The sequence below is a fragment of the Acidilutibacter cellobiosedens genome (assembly GCF_004103715.1).
Classification (GTDB): domain Bacteria; phylum Bacillota; class Clostridia; order Tissierellales; family Acidilutibacteraceae; genus Acidilutibacter; species Acidilutibacter cellobiosedens.
The window spans coordinates 2,846,738-2,870,876 of record NZ_CP035282.1 but is presented as its reverse complement, the minus strand read 5'-3'; the positions used below and the strand labels follow the sequence as shown (position 1 = coordinate 2,870,876).

Sequence of the window (24,139 nt, the reverse complement as noted above, 5' to 3'; positions counted from 1 at the left end):
ATAGAACTTATATTACGAACTACAAGCGAGAAATTAAGAAGGAGGAACTTATAATGAAAGCAGAGATTAACCTTATTACAATTTGGACAGACGAAATTGACAGGATGAGAAATTTTTATAATCAAGTCCTTGGATTTAGAATTAAAAATGACCTTGGCAATTATGTTGAATTTGAAAATAATGGAGTAAGATTTGCTATATGTATGAGAAATGTTATGTATTCATATAGTGATGAGTATAGGAAAAAAGTAGTTGGTCAGGCTTTTGAATTGGCTTTTCCATGTGAAAATCCTGATGAAGTAGATGAAGCATTTGAAAAGTTGGTTACGATGGGAGCAACTCCTGTTCATCAACCTCAAAATATGCCCTGGAATCAAAGAACAGCATTATTTGCAGACCCAGATGGCAATATACATGAAATTTTTTCAGAGATTATTTAGGTCAAAACTTTCTATAGAAATATGTATTAAGAGGTTATACATACTTGTGTGGGAGTAATAATTTGGAAAAGCATGAGTTTGGAATAATAGATTCTTTTGAAGAAAACAAATGGTATAGTGACTATGAACCTGAAAAATATAATTGTATTTCTGTCAACGACGATTTAGTTGAAGAATTAATTATAAAGTATAATGAAGAATTAATGGCAATAAAGACATATTTTCAGGTTACAACCCAGCCAGGTACTGGATTAGATTATTGCGGTGTGACGCTTATCCCTCCAGAATCCCTCAAACAATTCAGGGATATTATTATAAAGGCAAATAATCACTTCAAGGCAAAAGAACTTCAACTTCTCACTGAAAAAATAACTGAGGCTATAACAGGAAACAAGTATTTAATTCACTATGGAATATAACAACATTGTTCTCCAAAACCCTTAATCCTCAAAACTTATCCCCATTTGAGGGCATTTCAGGTGCATTACGGAAACTTAAAGTATGTTATGGGAATTTATAAACAGATATGAAAATTAAGCGTAAAATGTGGTATAATATATATAGGTATTTGAAAGCCAAGGTGTGCAAACACCTTGACCCTAAAACTATTAATAAATAGGGCTATTAGGATTTTTTTAAGTGCTTTGGAGATTTAGCAGTCTTTCCAAGGCATTTTTTATAACAGTCTGTAAAGTTCAAACTTATTCATTTGTAAAAATTTTTTCTAGGTGAATTTTAAGTCCACCAAAAGTATGTGATACTGCGCAATCATCGCCTTTGCAAATAGCAGGTGAAAATATTATGGAGTATGTAAAGATTATAAAATATTAGGGGTCAATTGTAACTGATTCATTATCTAAACAAGATTTTAACATCTTTATATAGCCATACAGCATTTTTATTACTTCAAGGAATTTCTCATCTAAAATTTTGTATTGTTCTTCACTTATATAGTTGTTCTGATATGCGGTAAGTAAATGGTTTCTCGTTTCGCCACAACTGCCAAGAGCAGCGTTGGCATGGAATAATTCCCGCTTTATAAACAGTTGGGTATTTCCTTCGGCTATGTTTGCGGAAATACTTCGACTGCTTCTAATGATTTGGTCAGTAAGCCGATACTGCTCATGGCTTGGAAATGCTTTAACCAATGCTTCTATTTCTTGTTCAAGAGCGTTTGCCTTCTGCCAAACTTTAAGTGTCTTAAAATCCCTTATGACTAAAACATTGCTCATTTAGATTCATCCTTTCAAATATTAGATTTTTCCACATTTTACGGATTGTTAAGCGTAAGTCAAATTTTTATACTAGAATTTTTTATAAAATTATTTCAAATAGTTAAAAGGCTTAAGGAGTTTTATAATGCATAATTAGTCCTTAACATTTGCACTTAGGATTAATATCCTAACATGATTTTTGACGCTTAAAAGTATATTAAAGCATTGTTATATCAATGAATTGGGGGGATTTACTAAATACATATATAATTTAGAGAAGGGTAAAGTGATAAGGAGGAAGAGGATATAGGATATAAAGAAAAACAAAAATACTTGACTTTGTAATAGATGATTTACTATAAAGAATTGTCTTTAATAATAAGGTATTTTAATGAATTGACATTATATACCTCCGTTAAAATAAATTCCTACGCTTACCTGGTTAACAGGTAAGCAATTTTTTTATTGTAGAAATACTTGAAATTATAAAAAATGGTTTATTAGGATAGCAAAGAACATAAAGGAGCCTGACACTTTAAGAAGGACCTTTTTAAAACAAAATTAGAATTAGAAAAGGAGTGCTGCATATGAATAACAATATAATTATTGGTGTTGATGTATAATACAAATAAACTCCACTCCATAATAATAAACTTCGCTCTATAAAAATATAGTTCGTTCCAAAATCCCGTAGCAGATGCAGGAGAAATCTTCATTTGCTGCGGGGTTTGTTTTCTGTAAGAAAGGGTTAAGGGGTAAGTAATAAGGCTAAAGGTATTGATTTTAAAGGAATTGAAAACGATATGTTGATTGAAATAACACTGAAATAAGACAATAGAAAATGCAACCTTATACCTTTTTCCTTTCACCTTATCCCTATTTGGAACCGACTTTATTTTAAAAATTACTACAAGAATTAAGGAATAAATGTTATTAAATGGAATGAAAATATGGAATTTTTGAACCGACTTTATTATATGGAAAGAATTAGGAAAATGGGCATAAGGCGAGAAGGGATAAGGGTTTGAGGGATTTCGGTTTGGAGCGGAGTTTATTTTAAATATACATAGTTAGGGGTAAGGATTTTTAGGGAAAAGGAATAAGGAAAATGTTTTAGAAATAATAAAGTTGACTCTATGATAATAAAGTTGGTTCTAAAATTGTTTATGCTAATCTAAAAATAGGTCAGCTGGCTCATTGAAAATTAGGTCACTTTCTTAAGAAAATATGGTATCCTTTCAGTATAAACTGGGAGGAGGAAGAGAAGGAAGTGATAAAATTGAATCAAAAACAAAAAATCATACTTAAACATATTGACGGTATGAGCAATCGAAGCATTGCCAGTGAGCTTCACATGAGCAAGGATACTGTAAATAAATATGTAAATGAGTATGAAAATCAAAAGCAAGAACTTTTAGCAAAAAATCCTGAAACAGATACAAAAGAATTAATTCAAGCAATTGTTGAAAAACCAAAATACAATTCTGAAAACAGAGGGCCAAACAAGGTAACATCTGAGATGATTGAAGTAATTGAAGAATGCTTAAAGGTTAATGAATGGAAGCGTGCTAACGGTATGTCAAAGCAGCAAATGAGAAAAATTGATATTCATGAATACTTGTTAAAGAAAAATTTTAATATTAGTTATTCATCAGTTAAAAGATTAGTTAAAACAATCGAGGATAGGCATCGTGAAGCTTTCATAAGACAAGAATATGTTCTTGGAGATGTATGTGAATTTGACTGGGGTACGGCAAAATTAGATATAGGGGGAGAAGGATATAAAGCTTATCAAATGGCAGTTTTTACTCCTGCTAAAAGCGGAATCAGATATTCAATGCTTTTTAAATCTCAAGATACTCCAGCATTTCAACAATCACATGCAGAATTTTTCTCATTTTGCAAAGGTAATTTTAGAACAATGGTCTATGATAATATGAGGGTTGCAGTTAAGAAATTTGTTGGATTGTTCGAAAAAGAGCCAACAAAAGCATTGACAGAATTATCAATATACTATGGATTCAACTTTAGGTTCACGAATATTGCAAAAGGCAATGAAAAGGGCCACGTTGAGAGAAGTGTAGAATATGTTAGAAGAAAAGTATTCAGTGAGCCGGGTAATGACAAATTCGACACTCTTGCAGAAGCAAACAAGTTTCTTTTTGAAGAATGTATGAAGCTTAATAATAAAGAAACATCTAACGGATTGGTGCCGATGGAAATCTTTAAAGAAGAGCAAAAACACTTGTTTCCTAACTTACCTAAGTTTGAAAGCAGTATTTATTCAGAAAACCGTGTTGACAAATATTCGACCGTAACGGTAAGTCAAAATCATTATTCTGTGCCGGATACATTAGTTGGTAAAATGGTAAAAGTGAAGATGTTTACAGATAAGATAATTATCTACTACGATAACAGCATTGTAGCTAAACATGACCGCAGTTTTAAACTGCATGACTGGAAAATTGAGATTCATCATTATCTTAGAACTCTACATAAAAAACCAGGTGCCCTCAAAGGAAGCACAGCACTGCTCCAAACGGACACCCAGATCAAATATATCTATGAACAGTATTATACCAAAGATGCCAAGACATTTCTACAAGTTTTAGAAATTATTTATGAAAAAGGAATCCATGCTGTGACAGAAGCTTTAAGGGAACTTGAAAAACTGTCACCAATGGATATGAGTGCTGATAAGGTTAAGGTGATTTGTGAAAGTAGAAAGGAAAAAGAAATTTGCGTTACTGTTCCATTAAATGATCATCTAACTGAAAAATCAAGGAGCACATTATCGATTTATGATAAACTTGCAGCACTCCAATCAAGAAAGCTTAACAAGGAGGCTGTATAGTATGAAGGTTAAATTAAATGAAGAGATTAAAGAATACTGTAATATATTGAAACTTAAAGGAATTAAAACTCACTATGAAGAAGTAATATCTGAAGCGGCTGATTATGAGGATTTTCTTCATAAGCTTTTAACTTATGAGATGGAAGAAAAGGATAAGCGTTCCATTGAATGTCGTATTCGAAATGCACATTTGCCTTACAGGCAATATATTGAAGATATTGAAATTGACTGTCTCCCAGTAGATATGCAGAAAAGACTTCCTGAGTTAGCAACACTTGATTTTATCGAAAAAGGCAAAAATATCATAATGACCGGTAACCCGGGAACCGGAAAAACTATGGTTAGTATTGCTTTAGCATTAAAGGCTTGCATGGCAGGTTATAAGGTTCTGTTCACGACAATTCCACTACTGGTTACTACATTGAAGGAAAGCAATAGCGCTAAGACCTTGAGATATTTTGAGAATAGATTTGAAAAATATGACCTTGTAGTGGCAGATGAACTTGGGTACACCTCGTTTGACCGGGAAGGGACAGATCTGCTGTTTAATAATCTTTCTTTAAGGGCAGCAAGGAAATCAACAATAATTACTTCTAACCTTTCATTTGAGCGTTGGATTGAGGTTTTCGGTGATCCGACAGTTACAAGTGCGATGATAGATAGACTTACTTACAAGGCAATTCTTGTCGACATGGAGGGTGATTCTTATCGGCTAAGAGAAACATTAAGAGAAAATGGTGCATCTATTAAATCTTTAACAGCTTAAAGTATTTGTGCCTTTGTACACAAATTTTAGAGGCACATTTATTTACAAGAAAGTGACCTAAAATTAAATGGTCTTTTGACCTAATTTTCGGTTGACAAATACACCAGTCTAAAAACTTCTAAGTTTATCATTATAACCACTCCTCGCAAGAGATTTTCGGGTATTATATAGGTGAGTTCATAGAAAATCAAAAAATCAGTGCAAAAATTTTATTTAACGAATTAAGTATAACTTTATACAAAGGTAATAAAATATTACATAAATGCATAAAATATTGACACAAAACCAATATTGGTGTAATATAATATTACAAAAAGGAGGGATTAAAGATGTCAAAGGATATTCCTATTGGATTAAAAATAAAGGCTATTAGAGAGGCAAGGAGATTAAGCCAGATTGAGGCAGTAGAAAGACTTGCTGAAAAGGGGATTAACATGAGCAGGGAAACATTGAGCAAAATAGAAAACGGCAACAGGACTGTATCGGCTGTGGAGTTAAATGCCATATGCAAAGTTCTGAATATAGATATAAACATTCTTTTTGAAGATGAAGAAGACGACGATTTAGTTACACTATTCAGGAAGAAAAATTTTTCGGAAAAAACCGTTAAAGAAGTTGAGAAACTCCAGGATATAATAAAGATGTTCATTTACCAAAAGAAAATATACGATGGAGAGTTTAAACCACAAAAGAGAAAGCCACTGTGGGAGGAGTGTTAAGATTGCAAAAGAATAATTTAAATCTCCCAGGAGAATCCTTCAGACTGCAAATCAAAGATTTGGCAGAAGAAGTAAGAATAAAATTTGCGAGGAAAGGGCTTTCTGATATATTTGATATTCTAACAGAGGCTGCATTCCTAATAAGAAAACCATTGGATACAGATGAATTATCAGGATTTAGTACCTATTTTGAGAGACAGTTTATTGTCTATTTAAACAGCAATTTTACTTTGGGGCATGAGCGCTATACTGGTGCCCATGAACTATACCATCTTATTTATAATGCTGATATCCTGAAAAAAGAAAAAATCCTTTTGGATGACGAAAAGCATAAAGCAGAAGATGCGAAAGCGGATGTATTTGCTTCCGAATTTTTAATGCCTGAGGACTATGTGAAAGAAGTATTTTATAAAATTGTTAATGTAGATAAAGATAGTGTTTTACCAAGGCATATCATTAGAATGCACAATTATTTTAAAGTAAGTTATAAGGCGATGTTAAAAAGGCTTATCCAACTTAATTTATGTTCTATTGACAAGTATGAGGAACTAGTAGACATCTGTTCACTGGGAAATACGGAACAACTCCAATCTTTAACCAGACGGGAAGGCTACAGTATAGACTTGATAACTCCATCAAAAGAAACATATGTACCAAAGGAATATATCGAGTTTATAAAAACCAACTACGAAAGAGGGAATATTTCATACAAGAACATGAAAACCAGCCTTGAATTTATCGGACTGGCTCCTGAACAATTCGGATATGAGTATCCCTTGGAAGAGGACTATTAACATGAGATATTCAGGAGCCATATCTGATGCTGATATCCTGATTAATTTAGCCAGGGTTAACAGATTGGACATTTTAGAACTTTTATTTAAAGAAATCATCATTCCTCAATTTGTATATGACATTGAAATAAAGAAAAATGCAGGAAGATATTATGGTTTGATTAACGAAGCAATTCATAAGGACGGGAGTATATTTAAGATTGTAGATAGGAAGAAAGACATATCTATAAACATACTTGCTAGAGACATCATCGAAGATAAGAAAAAGGTAATCGGTCCAGGAGAAAGTTAATGCGCAGGATATGCCCAGGCGTTGAGAATTCCAATAATAATATCAGATAATTACACTGAATTTAAGTGGCTGGATGAGTTTATTACCCTTACACACAATAATATTCTGGCTTTATGTGTGTATTTTGGTGAGATTACAAAAAACGAAGCAGAAGATATTTTTAATAATATTAATAGCAAATTGACTCATCCAACTAAGGACTCATTTGAAGAGCAGTATAGAAAGGCTTTTATAAGATTTGAGAGAAATGGCTGGAAAGGATATTTAGGCATATGAAAACAGGGATATGGGTTAAAGGGATAAGGTTAGATGGAAGTATTATTGTTAGAATGTAATTGTGTTCTTCTTTAATATGCGCTACAATAGCGTTAGTGACACAGGCGGAGAGCATATTCTCTTTATACAGCCAGATTCGTTTTGGCAGTAATTAAGGAGAATGTGCTTTTTTATTTTTTGAAAGATAAAGTTTAAGGCAAGAGGTGAAAGTTATGAAAGCAGATTTTAAACAAAAGAGTTTTATTGAAGGATATTTTAATAGAATCTTTAAGGGCTTATCCTTTGAAGAATTCGGTTTAGACTTGCCAGCAGTCAAAGAAGTTGTTGAAGTGGAGCAGATAGAAAATTATAAAAAGCCGTTGCTCATGCTTCTGCTCGAAGATGAAACAATACTTCATATTGAATTTATTAATGATAAAATTAAACCCAATATTGAAAGTATGATGATATATGACGCAAATATCTGTATAAAGTATGGTATTCAAGTGACTACCGTTATTTTATATTCTGGAAGCGAACAAAAGGGAAAATTGAAGACAGATAGTGGTTCAATACATTATGAGGCTCAAATCATATGTCTTTCAGAATTTAATGGGGAAGAAATATATAGTGAAATTGAGGGAAAAATTCATTCAGGTAGTATGCTCAGTCATATAGATAAATCGAAACTTATATTTTTGCCATTTATGTATCATTCATTGCCATTAGGAGAAGCATTATCAAAGGTTTTATCACTTATAGAAGCATTAAATGAAGAGGAAGAACAACTGGCTTACATGACAGTAATAACCGAAATTGTTTCAAGATTTACTGGAAACAAAGGGATTGGTGTTGTAAAGGAATATCTCATGGATACAGAGGTAGGGGTAAGGATTAAGGATGAAGGAATTAAGGAGGGTATGCAGAACTCATTGTTAATAATCCTTTTACATAAATTTAATTCCTTACCTGACAATCTATACTTTGCTATTACAAATCAACAAAATGAGAATATTTTAATGGAGTGGCTTAGGAAGGTTTCAGGTATCAATACCATAGACGAACTTGAGAGAATGGTGTTTAGTAGAGATAGAATAAAGGAATAAATCCTCCTTTATCCTTATTGTCCTTAAACCTCCTATTTCCTAAACCCCTATAATATTATGTATATTAGTTGATAAGGGGAAAGGCTTAAGTTTCAAGGCTTTGAAGTGTTTTAAGGCGACAAAGATTTTAGTAGACTTTATTACAAATGCATGAAATTTTATAAATTTGGACCTGACAAATTTTTTTGTGTGCGCTACAATTACCTTATAAATTTATATAACAGAGGGGATGATTATCGATGAAAAAGAAAATAAATATTATGCTTAATATAGTGATACCAACCGCAGTAGCATATATAGTATTTTTCCTGCTTTACTATTTATTCGAAAAAACATTTTTCGAATACAGATGGCTGGGAATAATACCGTTTCTAATAGTCACAGGATTTGTTATTTTAGATAATAGAAAAGAGTGGAAGATGTTAAAACAACAGGGATAAGGGAAACCTTATCTCTGTTTTATTAGGAGGATAAGTGGATATGGTTCATTTAATAGTTACTATGATTTTTTGCATTACCCTTGTCAGTATTGCTGCCATCTGGTTTATGGGTAGAAAGAAATAGTGTCTTCCTATTTCAAAAAGTGCACTTTTTGAAACTATTCAATAAGACCTGAAATAGCATTTCAAAAAGTTAAATTTATATTTTGAAATATATTTCAAAAGTGTAGTGACATTTTGAAATAGTTTTTTATTTTCTTTTTAAAAAGGACGGTGAGAAATATAAATAGAAGAATTTATGGGTATATAAGGGTTAGTTCTAAAGACCAAAATGAAGCACGCCAAATAGAAGAGATGAAAAAGCATAGAGTAGATGAGCGATTTATTTTTATTGATAAGGAAAGCGGAAAGAATTTTGAGAGGAAAGAATATCAACTAATAAAGAGAGTGTTAAATCAGGGGGATTTACTGATAGTTGAGGCAATTGACAGATTTGGTAGAAATTATAGGGAAATTTTAAAAGAGTGGAGAGAAATAACAGAGGAAATTAAAGCAGATATTAAAGTGTTAGACATGCCCCTATTAGATACTACTCAATATAAGGATACCTTAGGCAACTTCGTAAGCGATTTAGTGCTTCAGGTTCTAAGTTTTGTCGCAGAACGGGAAAGGGATAATATAAGGAAAAGACAAAGCCAAGGAATAGCCGTAGCAAAGGCAAAAGGGGTTAAATTTGGGAGACCTAAACATAATATCGATGATAATTTTGAAAAAGTGTATAAGCGATGGAAGTCAGGAGAAATAACAGCCGTTAAAGCGATGGAATTGTGTATGATGAAGAGAAATACATTTTATAGACGGGTTAAGGAATATGAAAAAGTTTATAATGAAATTTAAGAAGATAATTAATAATAAGCCGAGAAATATCTCGGCTTATTAAACTCAATACAAAATTCTTAGACAAACCTATTTGAAAAGTAAGCATAATAATTATTATTGTTTTGCCAACTCTATAAGGGCCTGCCTATTTTCATTAATTATAGCGTCCATAATACTTTCGATTTCTTTTTGATTGCTGTCAATCGATTGTTCAATTATTTTTGTTGTTTCTTTCATTAAAAGATTCTACCTCTTTACATATGATTTTTGTTATATTATACCACAAAAATAGTATGAATTTAACCAGTAAATATTACAGGAAGCGCAAAAAAGTCTTTAAAAATATGTGCTATATTAAAATATTAAAAGGCAATTGCCATTGCTTTATACATTGAACGGCTTTAGTAGATTTATACTACTAAAGCCGTTCAATGTAATAATCAAAATGTTCTACTTGAAGTAAGATGTCTAAAAAAATCACTCCAAAAGTTGATATGCAGAATACTGCTTATATAATATCTCAAAATCAGTATTGAGTGGAGTGATTTATTAATGATAGGTGTTACAATTTTCGGTAATTTTACTGTATTACAAACTTTTATGCTTAATGATATACAAATTGATAGAGGCTTTGATGAACGATTGGACATATTTTATAGAGTAAATCTTTGTATAGGAAAAAACGAAGATTATATTAATAACACATTTATTGAATGTTATTTTAGAAGCATTACTGATTTGAAAAAATGTTTGAATTTAGATTAATTAACTTAATCTTAGACATTTTAGACGAAAAATTCACTGTGTCTCTCATATTTGCATAATTTTAATTTACTATGTAAATCGGCAAGTTTTGTGGAAAAAATATGAAATTTGTCTTATAATTATTAATGAAAATATTTCGATGTTTTATGTAATAGTTTTAATATCTGTAACTACTTAGATAGACCCATTGATTAAAAAACCTATTGGGGGAGATAGAGGTGTATATATATAAAATAATAATTGAAAATTTCAGGAGTATTAAAAAACTAGAATGGAAACCAAATAAAAATGTTAATGTGATAATTGGGCCTAACGGTTGTGGAAAATCAACATTGGCAACTGCTTTAGATTATTTACTCAATCCGTATATTCAATGGTACAATAGAACATTATCTGACATTGACTATTATGATAGAAACACGTCAAACACTATTTTGATTGAAGTGTGGTTTAAAGATTTGGATGACTTTATTGAGGATGATGGAGAGTTATATTTTGAACATGTTGATGAAAATGATAATATTAGTGAAAATGGAAAAGAATTAGTTTTGATTACAAGGTTTAAGGCTGGACCTGATAAAAAGCCAATACATAGTATCTTTTCAAATGGAAAAGAGCATTCTTTCAAACAAGTACATAAAGGTATAATCAATTTTAAATACATAGAATCAGAGAGAGACCCGCTTAAGGAACTATCTTTTGTTAGAAATTCAGTATTATCAAAATTTATACATCATGATAACTTAAATGTCTTAATTCAAAGCATAATAGAAGAATTTAATAATACTACTACTGCTTGCTTAATGAAAGACCCAGATTTTAAGTTAGCATTAGAAAATTTAGGTAATAACTTCGCTAACTTTAATTTGATTTCAGATGATGAAGTGGCTATAAGTCTAGAAGCCACTGAATTAAGTGAAAGTAAAACATTGCAAGCCTTTAGTCTTGTTTTTAAAAATAAGAATACGGAAAAGTATATACCAATTAAATATCAATCAAAAGGTATAAAAAATTTAATGCTGCTAATTGCTTTAGGAGAAATGTTAAAGGAAACAGGAATATTATTTTTAGAAGAGCCAGAGCAAAACCTTGAACCATTTATGCAGCGGAAAATAATACAAAACATTACTGATACAATAAAAGGTCAAATTTTCTTAACGACTCATTCAATTGAAGTAGCAAAAATGCATGAGTTTGAAAACATCTTTTTGATGAGAGATGGTGAAATTAGACCTCTTCCTTCATTAGAGTATGTTGATAATAAATTTAAGAAAAAAATTGAACAGTATGCAAAAATAGATTTAATCTCAGGATTATTTTCTAAAGGTGTTCTATTAGTTGAAGGAGAAGCAGACTTATCTGGACTCTCTATATTTTCAAAAAAGTATAAGAAAGGCTTGGAATATAATGGAGTAGATTTGATAATGGGAGGAGGAAAAGATGAAATTTATAAATATGCGAAATTCTTTAGTGAATGTAATATTCCTTGTATATGCTTGGTTGATAACGATGCTGATATTGAACGTTTACTAAATAATTTTATGAAAAATCAGGTAAAATGCTTAATTCTGATTTTGCCCAAAGATTATGAAACAGCAATAATAAGTATGCAAGTTTTTCAGGATTGTTGGAAGGAACTATTTGAAGAAATACATGAATTCAAAAAATATAAAGATGATTATTTGAAACCGTTCAGACCAGGAAGTTCAAAAAGTTATATTCTTAAAGATAAATATAATAATAATTTACAAGAGATTGAGCAATCGAAAAGTTTAGAACAATTAATTAATTTGTTAAGTGATAATGAAATTAAAGAATTTCAAAGAGAGTTTTTACATATTAATCTTGCAGGTATACCTAATGCTAAATATGTTGCTTCATACTTGGTAAGTGAAGCAGAGGAAAAAGAAATTGAAGATTTTCTCGCTGTGGAATTTAAAAACATGTTTAATCTTATAGGTGTATATGTTGATAGCAATTTTGTTTGTGAAGATTCTAAAAGATGTGTAATTCATAAAGCAGTTAATCCTTTATTTTCATATGCTGATATTTGCGAAAAATGTGCGTATATTAGAAAAGGATATAATAATGTTCTAAATGTGCGAGGCGAATAAAATGATTAAACCTAATCCAGAACAAGAAAGTATTATTAATTATTTTACTCAAAATAATACCAATAAGAGAATATTACTGGTCGAAGCACCACCTGGTACTGGAAAAACTTTTACAGCAGTAGCAACAGCAATGAATTACGTACGTTTTAATATTAGGAATAATCCTCGTTACAGTAAAAAAGTTTTAATATTAACATTTTCAAAAAATGCAAGAGCACAAATAGAGAAACAGTTAGATATATTAAGTTCTGATGATATTAATTGGGGGAAATATATAGAGATAACAAATTTTCATTCATTTTTTCAGAAGTATGTATGGGCGTATAGTAAATATTTGGGGCTGAAAGAAAATTTAATTATTATGTCGCCTAAGCAAAGGAGAGAAATACTTCAGGGAAAATTTTCAACAATACCAGGGTATGACATAAATAATAAAGACCAATATGACTGGGCTGAGACTTTGCTTGAAGGGGATTTTACACCTTTAACTCGCTATGGAAATGTCAAAGCCTCTGTAAAAAAACTTATTCCTTATAAGGAAGATATCAAAAATATAATTAAAGAAGTTAATAAAGAAGGGTACATAGGTTTTTCAGATATAGCCTATTATATGATGGAATTATTAAATAAGTCGCAGACGTTATTAAGTGTAATTCAAAACAAATATAATCTTATTATACTAGATGAATACCAAGATTCATCAGATTTACAAGACAAAATAGTAAAAAAATTAATAGGTAAAAAAATAAAGCCATATTTTTTGCTGATTCTAAACAAATGATTTATGAGTGGAGAGGTGCATCTTCTGAAAGATTAAATAATTTACTAAATGATTATAAAGGCGAAATTGAACAAAAAGAACTCATTGAAGTAATGAGGTTTAAGAATCGAAATGATATAGAAAATATACTTAAGGACGCCAGAGAAGGAAAGCATAATATTAGCGATTATACTTCTTCTGAAAACATTAAGTATGTACAAGTCAAAGTAGAAGATAAAAATATGTTTATACCACAAATGTTTGCTGTAAAATAAAATTACCCAATATTGCAAAGTAGAATTCCCCACTTTTGCAGAGGTAATTTCCCCAATATTGCAAATGCCATTGCAGACATCTGACCAATATATTATCCTTGTAATTGATTAGATTGCAAGGAGGAAATGGAGATGCTAACAATGGCACAAATATATGATATCAGAAAACTTTACTTTGAGGAAGGGAAAAATATATCTCAAATATCCCGTGAAACCGGTTATGACAGAAAAACAATAAGGGAGTATATTAATAAAAATGATTGGAACAAGCCTGTTCCTGCAGTTAAAACAAATATGGAATTTTCTAAACTTGATCCTTACAAGTCAATTATTACCCAATGGCTGGAGAATGATAAGAAAGCAAAAAAGAAACAACGTCATACAGCCACCAGGGTCTATAACAGACTGAAAGAAGAAATCGAAGGTTTTGACTGTTCTTACCGGACAGTAGCGGCTTTTGTAACATTAAAGAAAAAGGAAATTTTTCATACCGAAAAAGAAGGATATTTGCCGTTGGAGCACCCTGCGGGTGAAGCACAGGTTGATTTCGGGGATGCACAGTTTTATGAAAATGGCGTACTTCATGACGGAAAATATCTGAATGTATCTTTCCCATACAGTAATCAGGGATATCTTCAGTTATTCTATGGAGAAAATATTGAATGTTTGTTGGAAGGATTGAAAGCAATATTCGAATATATAGGAGGTGTTCCAACCCGGTTATGGTTTGACAATACGAAGACGATTGTAACCAAAATACTGAAAGAAGGAAGCCGTAACCTGACTGAAAAATTCATGAGATTTCGGGAACATTACGGTTTTGATACTGTATTCTGTAATCCTGAGGCAGGGCATGAAAAGGGGAATGTTGAATCAAAAGTAGGATACCACAGGAGAAATATGTTAGTCCCCATTCCGAGATTTCAGGAATTAAGGAAATATAACGAGGAATTACTTGTCAAATGTAATGAAGACGGAAACAGGGAGCATTACAGGAAAGCAGATTTTATCAGTAAATTGTTTGAAGAAGATAAAAAGAATTTTTTACCGCTGCCTGCAACAGAGTTTGATACAGCAGGATATCATATAGTACATACAAACGGATATGGGCGATTTTATTTAAACAATGGATTACATGAATATTCCGTTTCACCAAAATACGCAAATACCCGTGTTGTAATCAAAATTACATCTTTATATGTGATACCTATGGATGAAAATCAAAACGAAATTGTTCGGCACAAAAGATTATACGGAGATCATAAACAGCAAAGCATGAAGTGGCTTCCCTATCTGAGGCAGCTTGCCAAACGTCCTGGGGCACTAAAATATAGTGGTATCTATAACATTATGCCGGAAGATATGAAGAAATACCTGGATAAATGTAAAAGAAGCGAGAGAGGGAAGATACTATCCGTAATAGCTTCATTAACAGAGAAAAATGGTTTTGAGAATGCAGCACAAACAGTAACCCAAGTACTATGTTATGATGCAGTGGATGTAGACAGCCTGATAAGCATGCACAGGCATTTATGCAGTGAGATAAGGGAATTACCTCCGATGAAAACAGAAAGCAGAATACCCCGACTGAAACCTACGAAAACAGATTTATCAAAGTATGATAAGGCATTGAAAAAATGGGGTAAAAGGACATGTTAGATAAAGAAATCAGAGAATGCTGTAAACGTCTCAGATTAAGTCAAAACCTGGCAGAACAGGCACAGACAACGGAAGGGGAAAATCATCAGGAATTTTTACTTAAACTACTGCAGGAAGAAATAGAACACAGAAAAACAGCAAGAATAGATAAACTAATAAGCAAGGCAGGATTCTATAGTATAAAAACATTTAACGGATTCAAGTTTGATGAAATAAGCCTGCCTCCAGGTGTTACACCGGAGTATTTAAAGGAGTTAAAGTTTTGTGAAAGCAAAACAAATATCATAATGTACGGAAATGTAGGTACAGGGAAAACTCACTTATCCATAGCATTAGGAGTAGAAGCTTGTAAAAAAGGGATGGAAACCCGTTTTTACCGTACGGCAGCATTAGTTAACAGACTGTCGGAAGCAAAGAAAGAAGGAACCTTAAGCAGTTTTATGAAAAAGATTATGAAAGCGGAACTGATTATATGTGATGAATGGGGATATGTACCCCTTGATGTAACAGGAGCCCGGCTGTTGTTTGAACTTATATCCGAATGCTATGAACAAAGAACACTGATTATAAACACTAATATTGAATTTTCAAGATGGATAAATGTTTTTTATGATAAAGATATGACAGCCGCAATACTGGATAGAGTTTTACACCACTGTCACCTGCTGCTTTTCCCCGGGGAGAGCAACAGGATGAGAGAATCAAGTATTTCGGCTTAGTAACCGCAGAATAAAAAGTTGAAAGATGGCTGCAATGATCAAAAATTCCCCACCTATGGGGTGAGGAAAAAAATTTGCAAAAGTGAGGAATTTCCTCTTGCAAAAAACACTTGTTACCAGTATATAGCCCTCTTTATATTATATACAGTTCACAAATAGGAATTTTATAATACTAAGGAGGGCTCATTTTATGTTTCTAAAACCGGAAGAAATTTATACAAAATTCAATGAAGAAAATATTCAAGTTATAATTCCCAAAAAATTACTATTTACTTTATTACAGCAGGTAGATAGACTTCGTGAAATATTAGGTAATGAAGAAGAGATAGTCAATAACTTTGCAATATATGAATATATAGGCAATGCCGAGATGTTAATGGTTAAACTGTATATTCTTATAGCCGAACCTTACAATAAAAAAGAAGTTATTATTGAAACAAGTATTGCAGAATTCCTGGTCTTAAGGGATTTGGTGTTTTGCAATTATTTATTACCGCATCTGAGAGAAGAATTGCGGCCTTCCATCCGCAAGACATACAAGGATTTTTATGATTATATTGAGAGCATTTTAAAAATGTTAGAACGGGATGAAGAAAAGGCATACTGGGATTATATTAAGAATTACAGAATAAAAGGTTGCATTCTTCATTAGGTAATAGGTAAAAGGCATTAGCAGGAAATAAATTCTGCTGATGCTTTTTTCTTATAGGAAATTTTATTACTAAAAAGTCAACCTTTAAAATTCGTAAAAATTTTTTTTACATGCTGTATCTTTTTTTACACTTTTGGTGTATAATATAATAGGAGGTGTAAAAAATGAGTATGGAATTATTATTTGAAAATAGAAAACTAATTGGCAAAAATATATTGAGTATCATTAAAGACAACGGATATACGAAGTCTTCCTTCTCAAGACTTACCAATATTTCAAGACCTACTTTAGATAAATTAATCAAAGGAGAAGTCGACAGCCTTGCGACATTTAAAACTCATGTTCGAAAAATCTTGGAAACACAGGGCATGGATGGAGAACAATTACTTAACTATGTTCCAAAGTATAATACAAAAAAGGAACTTGTTTTTGCTCTGTCTGACAATGCTCCAGAGAATCATGTCCTGAAACCTAATGCTCAAGAGATGTTTGGTATTCTAGAAGATATAGTTCATATGTGCGAACTGTATTACAATTAAGAAGGTGCAGATTATGTCGGAATTAATAACGAGTAATAATCTTGAGCAGGTTATTGAAAAAAATAACCTGATTAAAGATGATATATTAAGATTAACAAATGATTTTACAGTCAGATTTAATAAGTCGAGGGTAACGGGACAGGATAAACTGTCTTTTTCGGTATTAAAAGAGAAGCATTTAATCCAGATTCCTATTGATGATGAGTATTGGGGCGGGGCTATTATTACAAAGGGAAGTATTAAAATACCAGTTATCAATACAGCACAGCCCCGTGTCTACCAATATTTTGTTGCATGGCATGAAATATATCATTTGTTCTATGACCTCAGTTTAATGGATGAGACCCATAATATTGCTGTTGATATGGATTTGAATGAGAGAAGAGCAGATTATTTTGCTGCAAAAATGATTTTTGGCAATGTGTACGACTACTACTATTCACTAGATGATGAAAATTTTATTGACAGAGTTATAAAATGCATGGATGTATATAAGGCACCATATAAGGCAGTACTGATAGAACTATTTGAAGAAGCCGTTACAAAATATAATGATTTGGATTTAAAAGAAAAAATTCTTGAGCATTTTGATAATAAACCTGATGACTTAGTGCAAAAATTTATAGATTTGGAATTGGATGCAGAGTTAGTAAAACCCTCATTTGTTGTAAGTTTGGGGGGGTTAGAGAAAAAGATACAAAATGCTATGAAAGAAAACCCAGATGTTTCCCATCATAAGGATAATTATCAGTTTCTACTCAAACTAAAGAGTAAAATTAAAAAAGGAGTGGAGGGGCTTGTCAAATGAAAGGAGAAGGCATAAATGATTTAAAAAAATACCTTTCCACGGGCAAGTCTCTCAAAGTTTGCATCTTAGATAACAACTCTGTTGAATTTTTGACTTGGGTACATGGGAGCATCAGCCCTGAAAAGATATTTAGCCAGTATGATATTATTTTTATTCCTCAATGGGTATGGGTTGAGGTCTGTGATAGTGATAATAGAAAAAGTTACATAAATGATTTAGAACATTACTTGAAGGTCCAAATTATAGATGAAGTTGATTATTTAATATTAGTGGATTACAAAGAAGTAGAATTATACTATCTGTTTTTGTATTGCTGCTACAATGTGAGCAGACTAATTAGTTTTATCAAGAAAAACATCTTAAAAAACAGACCTGTAGAAGACTTGGACCCCTATGAAGAATGGCTAAACATATTTTATGAAGAGGGTCTAGACCAGAGGAAACTTTCAAACGGCAGAATTCAAAGGAAAAATGCAGGAGAGATATCTATTTCTGTTCTAAGTTATATTCTTTCCTATTATTACAGTGAAAGTATTGATATTATTACTATCTTTAGCAGTGACAGAGATACATATGAATTTATTTCTAAGGCCAAGGAAATACTTTATGGAGATGAGCGATTTAAAAATAGAAATAATACTTCCATAACATTTAAGTCGAATGATTTTCTGATTTATGAATGGACAAGGCTTGGATATATAAATGAAAATAATATTGATGCCTTTGTGGACAGTTACAGGCAGACGAGAAGAATAAAATTTACGAGAAAAAAACAGGATAATTCAATTGAGGAGCAAGACAAATTAATAGATAATGCAGCATTTTTAGAAATGTTAAAGGACAGCACGATACATTTAATTTTTTGAATATACTGAACTATAGTAAAAAAGGTTTTAGTAGATTTTAAGCCTACCAAAACCTTTTTCTTATTTTTTAATATTTCTTATCCTTTTTAAAGTATGATTGGACTTTTATGGTAAAAGAAAGAAGCATAATAAGGAATATGCCTTGTAGGGAGCCTGCAATAAAGCGGATAAACATATTTTCTGCAATAATGGTAAATGGCAACAAAAACATGCTCATGAGTATTACCAATTTTATAGTCAAAAAAACACTATACCTCATAAAATGCCTCCTTATGTTGGTTGCACAGAATTTTATCCGACTACTGCATATTATTTCAAGTCAGATTTTACGTTTAAAATAAAGTCGGTCCATGATATAATGAGAATAGGTTTAAAGGAAATGGACTAAGTGCCATTGACACAGTCACCCTAGAGGTGTCCAACTGATGTCGATGGCATTTTTTATTTATTCAGAATAGGAGAATAAGGGATAAGAAGTAAAGATTCTGGGATTTTAACAAAGTTAATCAATTTTTTTAACTTATCCACCTTAACCTTTAACTCCTAAACTCTGGAGGTATCTGCATGGCTAAACGGAAAATAGATTGGGATGAAAATAAATTAAAAAAATGGATACAGGAAGGCAGAGGACAGGGGGAAGGCAAGGATTACAAGCCCTGGCTTACTGTACAGGACTTTCCCAGCAAAGGAAGGGTTACACGTGTATTTGGATGGAAAACAAAAAGAATTCATCATTTTTTTACGGATTCGGAAGCACGGTATTTTTATCTGTTGGAATGGGAGGATGATGTTTTAGATATCAGGGAACATTACCCCTTATTTGATTGTGAAGAAGTAATGCAAAACAAGGCTGGCTTAAATTTTAATTTATTTAAAGACAAAGATACAGGAACGCCATACATTTTATCTACATCATTTTTTATAACCTTGAAAAAACCAAACGATAAAATAGTATATGTTGCCAGAAGTCTTAAAGCAGACTATGAACTTGAGCGCAAAACAGCATTAGAAAGGTTGGAAATAGAGAGGAGATACTGGCAGAGCCAAAATATTGATTGGGGAATAGTAACACAAAAAGAGATTCCAGTGGTTAAGGCAAAGAACATCGAATGGATTCACTCATCCTTGTATCCTTCCGATGAAAGAGGACTTACAGATGAAGAGGTTGACTATTACTGTAATGCTTTTATTGACAAATTGGAAGGAAGTAATACATCGATTAGAAATTTCACTGTGCAGTTTGACAGGCTGTTTAATTTGGACACAGGTACAGGGATATACATATTTAAGCGCTTAATTGCCCTTAAAAAGATAATGGTGGACATGAATAAAAAAATCGACCTTAATAATTCGACCCGGAGTATAGAAATCATAAATCCCAGTTTAACAGAAAGGGTGAGAGTTCTATGATAGCGGTAAATACATTAATCAAATGGGAACATGATAATGATAAAGAAAACGTGGGAAGGATTTTATGGCTTGATAGGCAGCAAAACATTGCATATGTTATAAACATATATTCAAATGAAAGTCCTTTCCTAAGGTATATTTCTGATATTGAAGAGGGCATTAAGCAGGGGAATGCAAACATATTGGATAGCGACCCGTTTGTTAAGGTTATTGATGAAGGAGAATTATCAGAGAAATCAAAAGAAATACGTGATAAAGCATGGGAAGTAATTAAGGAACTGGTTGTGCTTGAACCTGTTATTTTTTATAAGAAAGAACGGAGAAAACTCGTATTAAAGGCATCGGCAATTTATAATTTGCATGCCAAAACTATTTCAAATTACCTAAAACGATTCTGGAAGAGAGGGAAAACAAAGAACGCCTTGCTTCCGGACTACTATTTATGCGGAGGCCCGGGAAAAGAAAGGCGGGCAGGAGACAAAAAGCGTGGGCGCAGAAGAAAAAATGCTGAACTGGTGGGTGAGGGAATCAATGTAGATGAAGAAATAAAAAGGATATTCAATGTCACTATCAATAAATACTATCATACAAGCGCCAAAAATTCTCTTAAACTTGCATATGAACTGATGAGAAAGGAATTCTTCAGTGATGAATTTAAGATAGAAAACGGAATAAGAGTTCCTGTAATAAAAACTATAGGTGAGGTTCCTACATATGCCCAATTCCGTTACTGGTATTATAAGAATATCAATTTCAAAAAGCAAATTTCATCCAGACAAAGCAGCAAAAAATATGAGCAGCAGTATAGACCCCTTTTAGGCAATACAACTTCCGAAGCAATTGCGCCAGGAAGTATCTATCAGATTGATGCAACTGTAGGCGACATTTACCTTGTGAGCCGGTATAACAGGAACTGGATAATTGGAAGACCGGTGATTTACGCAGTTTTAGATGTTTTCAGCAGAATGGTTGTTGGTATTTATGTTGGCTTAGAGGGTCCGAGTTGGATAGGGGCCATGATGGCTCTTGTAAATGCAGCGTCCGACAAAGTTGCCTTTTGCAAAGAGTATGGAATAGATATTGAAGAAAAGGACTGGCCTGTCCATCACTTGCCAGAGTCCATTTTGGCAGACAGAGGGGAACTTGAAGGAAAAAATGTTGAAAACCTTATTAATGCTCTGCATGTAAAGATACAGAATACTCCGCCATATCGGGCAGACTGGAAAGCAATTGTTGAACAGCATTTCAGAATTACTAATTTAAGGGTAAGACCGCTTTTGCCTGGTACTGTTGACCCTGATGTGAGAGAGCGTGGCGACAGGGATTACAGGTTGGATGCCAAATTGGATATATACCAGTTTACACAGATAATCATAAAATGTGCCTTGTACCATAATAACCAGTATCATCTTAAAAACTATGACAGGGAAGAGATGATGGTTGCTGATGAAGTAGAATGCATTCCACGGGAAATATGGAACTGGGGGATTGCGAACCGTGCGGGAAAATTGCGAAGTGTACCAGAGGATATCGTTAAACTAAATCTAATGCCTTCAGATGCGGCAACTGTAACAGCAAAGGGAATAAAATTCAAAGGATTGTATTATGCTTCACCAAAAACTCTCAAGGAGAGATGGTTTGAAAAGGCGCGAAATAAAGGAACATGGAAGATTGATGTTTCCTATGACCCCCGCAATATGAACTTTATTTATGTCAAAGAGCAAAATGGTATGGACTTCGAGAAATGTTTTCTTCTGGAACACCAGGATAGGTATCAAGATAAAAATCTTGAGGAAATTCAATACCTTCTTGAAGATGAGAAACTTAGAATAAAAATTGCAGAAGATAAGGAACTGCAGGCAAAGGTTGATTTAATTACTGAAATTGAAAGTATTGCAAAAGAGGCAGAAAAATCTTTTAAAGAAGAAAAATCAAATGAAAGCGATTCGAAACGTAAAAAAGGGATTAGAAACAACAGAAAATTAGAAAAGATGTTAAACAGGGAGAAAGAAGCCTTTGAACTGGATAAAAAAGAAACAGGAAGTAATGCAGAAGTTATACCGTTTAGCAGGGCAGAACAGGAGGAAGAGGTGGACGAGAATGATACGATAAGCCTTTTGATAAGAAAACAAAAGGAGGCTTTGAAGAAAATCCATGAATAAAGTAATAATACCTAACGGTGCTAATGCTGTAGTTGCAGAATACAAGGAACAGTTGATACCTGAATATAGCGGGAATCCATTTATTGAAGCACTACCACCGGTTTATTCTAAGGAAGAGGTAGTGGATAAACTATCTCTATATCCCCACTATAATCCAGAGGAAAGACGATTGGAAGGCCACTACCGTATTCATATGGTGCAGCGGTTGTTTCAGTGTTTTCAGCCGTTGAGTATTCATATTGACCTTGAAAGCAGGATAAGCAGAGTCATAAGGCAGGGATACCTGGCACGTAACCCATTTAAACCTTCCTATGCTGAAAGTCTACAAAACGGATATAAGGCAATACAAAGCATGAAATGGGAGTTAAGCAGTAACGCATCCTTCAGGACTACTGCATCGGGATTTACTATTATAGGTGTAAGTGGAATGGGTAAAACAACTGCTATCAACCGTGTATTATCTCTTTATCCCCAGATAATTGTACATTCAGAATATAATAATACCAATTTTAGTATGTACCAACTGGTTTGGCTTAAGTTGGACTGCCCTTTTGATGGTTCTTTGAAAGGCTTGTGTATTGAGTTCTTCCATAAGGTAGATGACCTGTTGGGTACAGACTATCATAAGAAATTCGGGGTAGGTAGGAATACAGTAGACACTATGCTCTCCGTTATGTCTCAGATAGCCAGAAATACAGCGTTAGGAGTATTAGTAATTGACGAGATTCAACATCTGAGCAGTGCAAAAAGCGGAGGGGATGAAAAGATGCTTAACTTTTTTGTCACCCTTGTAAATACTATCGGAGTGCCTACTGTACTTATTGGTACAACAAAAGCATTATCAGTTTTGCAATCTGAATTCCGTCAGGCAAGGCGTGGAAGCGGACAAGGGGATATGATTTGGGAGAGGTTGAGCAAAGATAAAAGTTGGGAACTGATTATCAATGCATTTTGGGACTATCAATGGACCAAAAAGGAAGTACCGCTAACACCTGAATTAAGTGATGTTCTCTATGAAGAGTCACAAGGCATTATAGACATTGCGGTAAAACTTTATGCGATGTCACAAATACGGGCTATTCTTTCAGGGAAAGAGGTTATCACAGCAAATCTGATTAGGCAGGTTGCAAAAGATAATTTAAAATTGGTTCGTCCTATGCTGGAAGCATTAAAATCAGGAAATATTAAAGAAATCGCAAAATATGAAGATATTTGCACTGTAGACATTGATTTTATGGGATTTGTGGACAAAAGCAAACAGTCAGTATATTGGGACATGAGGATGAAAATGCTTCAAAAGCAGCAAAAGAAAAAAGAAGAGGAAGTCAATCTTTCAAAGAAGGAACAGGCAATTCTTAAATTGCTGGACTTAAATATTGATGCCAAAAAGGCTCAAAAAGCAGTTGAGAAGGTACTTGATAATGAAGAAGGGCTTGAAGTTTCTGAGATTGTAATAAAGGCTGTACAGATGATAGCAACCAATGGTAAATCAAAACAAGAGGAAAAAAGTAAAGCAAAGAATATGGATGAAAATGATATAAGGTTTATTGTGGAAGAGGGCAGGAGAAATAAAAAATCAGCCTATGAATCATTAAAAGAAAAAGGGCTTATTAAGCAGGTAGAAAAAGACTTTTTCAAGGCGGTGTAGCGC

The 24,139-nt window shown here is 32.8% G+C and carries 25 protein-coding genes and 1 pseudogene; 23 read left to right on the top strand and 3 right to left on the bottom strand.

Going from position 1 to position 24,139, the window contains the following annotated elements:
• Positions 1–53 precede the first annotated feature (53 nt).
• Both EQM13_RS13785 and EQM13_RS13780 read left to right on the top strand, forming a co-directional pair.
• Entirely contained in the window at positions 54–440 is a 387-nt protein-coding gene (locus tag EQM13_RS13785) for a VOC family protein (RefSeq protein WP_094046545.1), read from the top strand.
• A 62-nt stretch (positions 441–502) separates the two neighbouring features.
• Positions 503–859, top strand: coding sequence for a hypothetical protein (locus EQM13_RS13780; RefSeq protein ID WP_014253613.1), 357 nt, complete (start codon positions 503–505; stop codon positions 857–859).
• Positions 860–1,267: 408 nt separating this feature from the next.
• On the opposite strand, the gene EQM13_RS13770 is transcribed toward EQM13_RS13780, so the two are convergent.
• Positions 1,268–1,672, bottom strand: coding sequence for a four helix bundle protein (locus EQM13_RS13770; RefSeq protein ID WP_128753000.1), 405 nt, complete (start codon positions 1,670–1,672; stop codon positions 1,268–1,270).
• A gap of 1,252 nt (positions 1,673–2,924) precedes the next feature.
• Here EQM13_RS13770 and istA (EQM13_RS13765) point away from each other — a divergent pair.
• From istA (EQM13_RS13765) to EQM13_RS13730, 9 genes are all read left to right on the top strand, one after another.
• A complete protein-coding gene (istA, locus tag EQM13_RS13765) occupies positions 2,925–4,508 on the top strand; it encodes an IS21 family transposase (protein WP_128751667.1) in 1,584 nt (527 codons plus the stop codon).
• 1 nt (position 4,509) lies between these two features.
• Entirely contained in the window at positions 4,510–5,274 is a 765-nt protein-coding gene (gene istB, locus EQM13_RS13760) for an IS21-like element helper ATPase IstB (RefSeq protein ID WP_114217624.1), read from the top strand.
• Positions 5,275–5,603: 329 nt separating this feature from the next.
• Complete coding sequence (locus tag EQM13_RS13755; protein WP_128752999.1) at positions 5,604–5,993, top strand: helix-turn-helix domain-containing protein; 390 nt, start codon at positions 5,604–5,606, stop codon at positions 5,991–5,993.
• Positions 5,994–5,995: 2 nt separating this feature from the next.
• A complete protein-coding gene (locus EQM13_RS13750; protein ID WP_128752998.1) occupies positions 5,996–6,787 on the top strand; it encodes an ImmA/IrrE family metallo-endopeptidase in 792 nt (263 codons plus the stop codon).
• Position 6,788: 1 nt separating this feature from the next.
• Complete coding sequence (locus EQM13_RS18555; RefSeq protein WP_206172708.1) at positions 6,789–7,079, top strand: hypothetical protein; 291 nt, start codon at positions 6,789–6,791, stop codon at positions 7,077–7,079.
• Positions 7,080–7,100: 21 nt separating this feature from the next.
• Positions 7,101–7,355, top strand: coding sequence for a hypothetical protein (locus EQM13_RS18550; protein ID WP_206172707.1), 255 nt, complete (start codon positions 7,101–7,103; stop codon positions 7,353–7,355).
• A 212-nt stretch (positions 7,356–7,567) separates the two neighbouring features.
• Complete coding sequence (locus EQM13_RS13740) at positions 7,568–8,440, top strand: hypothetical protein (protein WP_128752997.1); 873 nt, start codon at positions 7,568–7,570, stop codon at positions 8,438–8,440.
• A 239-nt stretch (positions 8,441–8,679) separates the two neighbouring features.
• Complete coding sequence (locus tag EQM13_RS13735; protein ID WP_128752996.1) at positions 8,680–8,880, top strand: hypothetical protein; 201 nt, start codon at positions 8,680–8,682, stop codon at positions 8,878–8,880.
• Positions 8,881–9,153: 273 nt separating this feature from the next.
• The gene (locus EQM13_RS13730; protein ID WP_240662937.1) at positions 9,154–9,777 is read left to right on the top strand and encodes a recombinase family protein; all 624 of its coding nucleotides are present in this window, start codon (positions 9,154–9,156) and stop codon (positions 9,775–9,777) included.
• Between the two features lie 96 nt (positions 9,778–9,873).
• Here the strand turns inward: EQM13_RS13730 and EQM13_RS18870 are convergent, their stop codons facing one another.
• Positions 9,874–9,996 (bottom strand): hypothetical protein, encoded by a 123-nt coding sequence (locus tag EQM13_RS18870; RefSeq protein WP_023062598.1) that lies wholly within the window; start codon positions 9,994–9,996, stop codon positions 9,874–9,876.
• Positions 9,997–10,311: 315 nt separating this feature from the next.
• On the opposite strand from EQM13_RS18870, the gene EQM13_RS13725 reads away from it, so the two are divergent.
• The 9 genes and pseudogenes from EQM13_RS13725 (at position 10,312) to EQM13_RS13680 (ending at position 18,916) form a co-directional block, all read left to right on the top strand.
• Complete coding sequence (locus EQM13_RS13725) at positions 10,312–10,524, top strand: hypothetical protein (RefSeq protein ID WP_128752995.1); 213 nt, start codon at positions 10,312–10,314, stop codon at positions 10,522–10,524.
• A gap of 218 nt (positions 10,525–10,742) precedes the next feature.
• Positions 10,743–12,638, top strand: coding sequence for an ATP-dependent nuclease (locus EQM13_RS13720; protein ID WP_161567263.1), 1,896 nt, complete (start codon positions 10,743–10,745; stop codon positions 12,636–12,638).
• Positions 12,622–13,673: pseudogene (locus EQM13_RS13715) on the top strand (UvrD-helicase domain-containing protein). Before EQM13_RS13720 ends, EQM13_RS13715 begins: the two are co-directional and overlap by 17 nt.
• A gap of 141 nt (positions 13,674–13,814) precedes the next feature.
• Positions 13,815–15,332: an IS21 family transposase gene (gene istA, locus EQM13_RS13705; RefSeq protein WP_406565237.1), complete on the top strand. Its 1,518-nt coding sequence runs from the start codon at positions 13,815–13,817 to the stop codon at positions 15,330–15,332.
• Entirely contained in the window at positions 15,326–16,051 is a 726-nt protein-coding gene (gene istB, locus EQM13_RS13700) for an IS21-like element helper ATPase IstB (protein ID WP_128751668.1), read from the top strand. Before istA (EQM13_RS13705) ends, istB (EQM13_RS13700) begins: the two co-directional genes overlap by 7 nt.
• A gap of 190 nt (positions 16,052–16,241) precedes the next feature.
• Positions 16,242–16,703, top strand: a complete 462-nt coding sequence (locus EQM13_RS18545) for a hypothetical protein (protein ID WP_206172705.1) — start codon at positions 16,242–16,244, stop codon at positions 16,701–16,703.
• Between the two features lie 164 nt (positions 16,704–16,867).
• A complete protein-coding gene (locus tag EQM13_RS13690; protein ID WP_128752991.1) occupies positions 16,868–17,242 on the top strand; it encodes a helix-turn-helix domain-containing protein in 375 nt (124 codons plus the stop codon).
• Positions 17,243–17,255: 13 nt separating this feature from the next.
• Positions 17,256–18,050: an ImmA/IrrE family metallo-endopeptidase gene (locus EQM13_RS13685; protein WP_128752990.1), complete on the top strand. Its 795-nt coding sequence runs from the start codon at positions 17,256–17,258 to the stop codon at positions 18,048–18,050.
• Positions 18,047–18,916, top strand: coding sequence for a hypothetical protein (locus EQM13_RS13680; RefSeq protein ID WP_128752989.1), 870 nt, complete (start codon positions 18,047–18,049; stop codon positions 18,914–18,916). Before EQM13_RS13685 ends, EQM13_RS13680 begins: the two co-directional genes overlap by 4 nt.
• Positions 18,917–18,983: 67 nt before the next feature.
• On the opposite strand, the gene EQM13_RS13675 is transcribed toward EQM13_RS13680, so the two are convergent.
• A complete protein-coding gene (locus EQM13_RS13675) occupies positions 18,984–19,175 on the bottom strand; it encodes a hypothetical protein (RefSeq protein ID WP_020458088.1) in 192 nt (63 codons plus the stop codon).
• Positions 19,176–19,480: 305 nt separating this feature from the next.
• Between EQM13_RS13675 and EQM13_RS13670 the strand changes: the two genes are divergently transcribed.
• From EQM13_RS13670 to EQM13_RS13660, 3 genes are read left to right on the top strand one after another with little or no spacing between them, the layout of a single operon-like run.
• Positions 19,481–20,326 carry a TnsA endonuclease C-terminal domain-containing protein gene (locus tag EQM13_RS13670; protein ID WP_128752988.1) on the top strand — a complete coding sequence of 282 codons (846 nt, stop codon included), beginning with the start codon at positions 19,481–19,483 and terminating at the stop codon, positions 20,324–20,326.
• Entirely contained in the window at positions 20,323–22,488 is a 2,166-nt protein-coding gene (locus tag EQM13_RS13665) for a Mu transposase C-terminal domain-containing protein (RefSeq protein ID WP_128752987.1), read from the top strand. Before EQM13_RS13670 ends, EQM13_RS13665 begins: the two co-directional genes overlap by 4 nt.
• The gene (locus EQM13_RS13660; RefSeq protein ID WP_128752986.1) at positions 22,481–24,136 is read left to right on the top strand and encodes an ATP-binding protein; all 1,656 of its coding nucleotides are present in this window, start codon (positions 22,481–22,483) and stop codon (positions 24,134–24,136) included. The genes EQM13_RS13665 and EQM13_RS13660 overlap by 8 nt, the downstream gene beginning before the upstream one ends.
• Positions 24,137–24,139 lie beyond the last annotated feature (3 nt).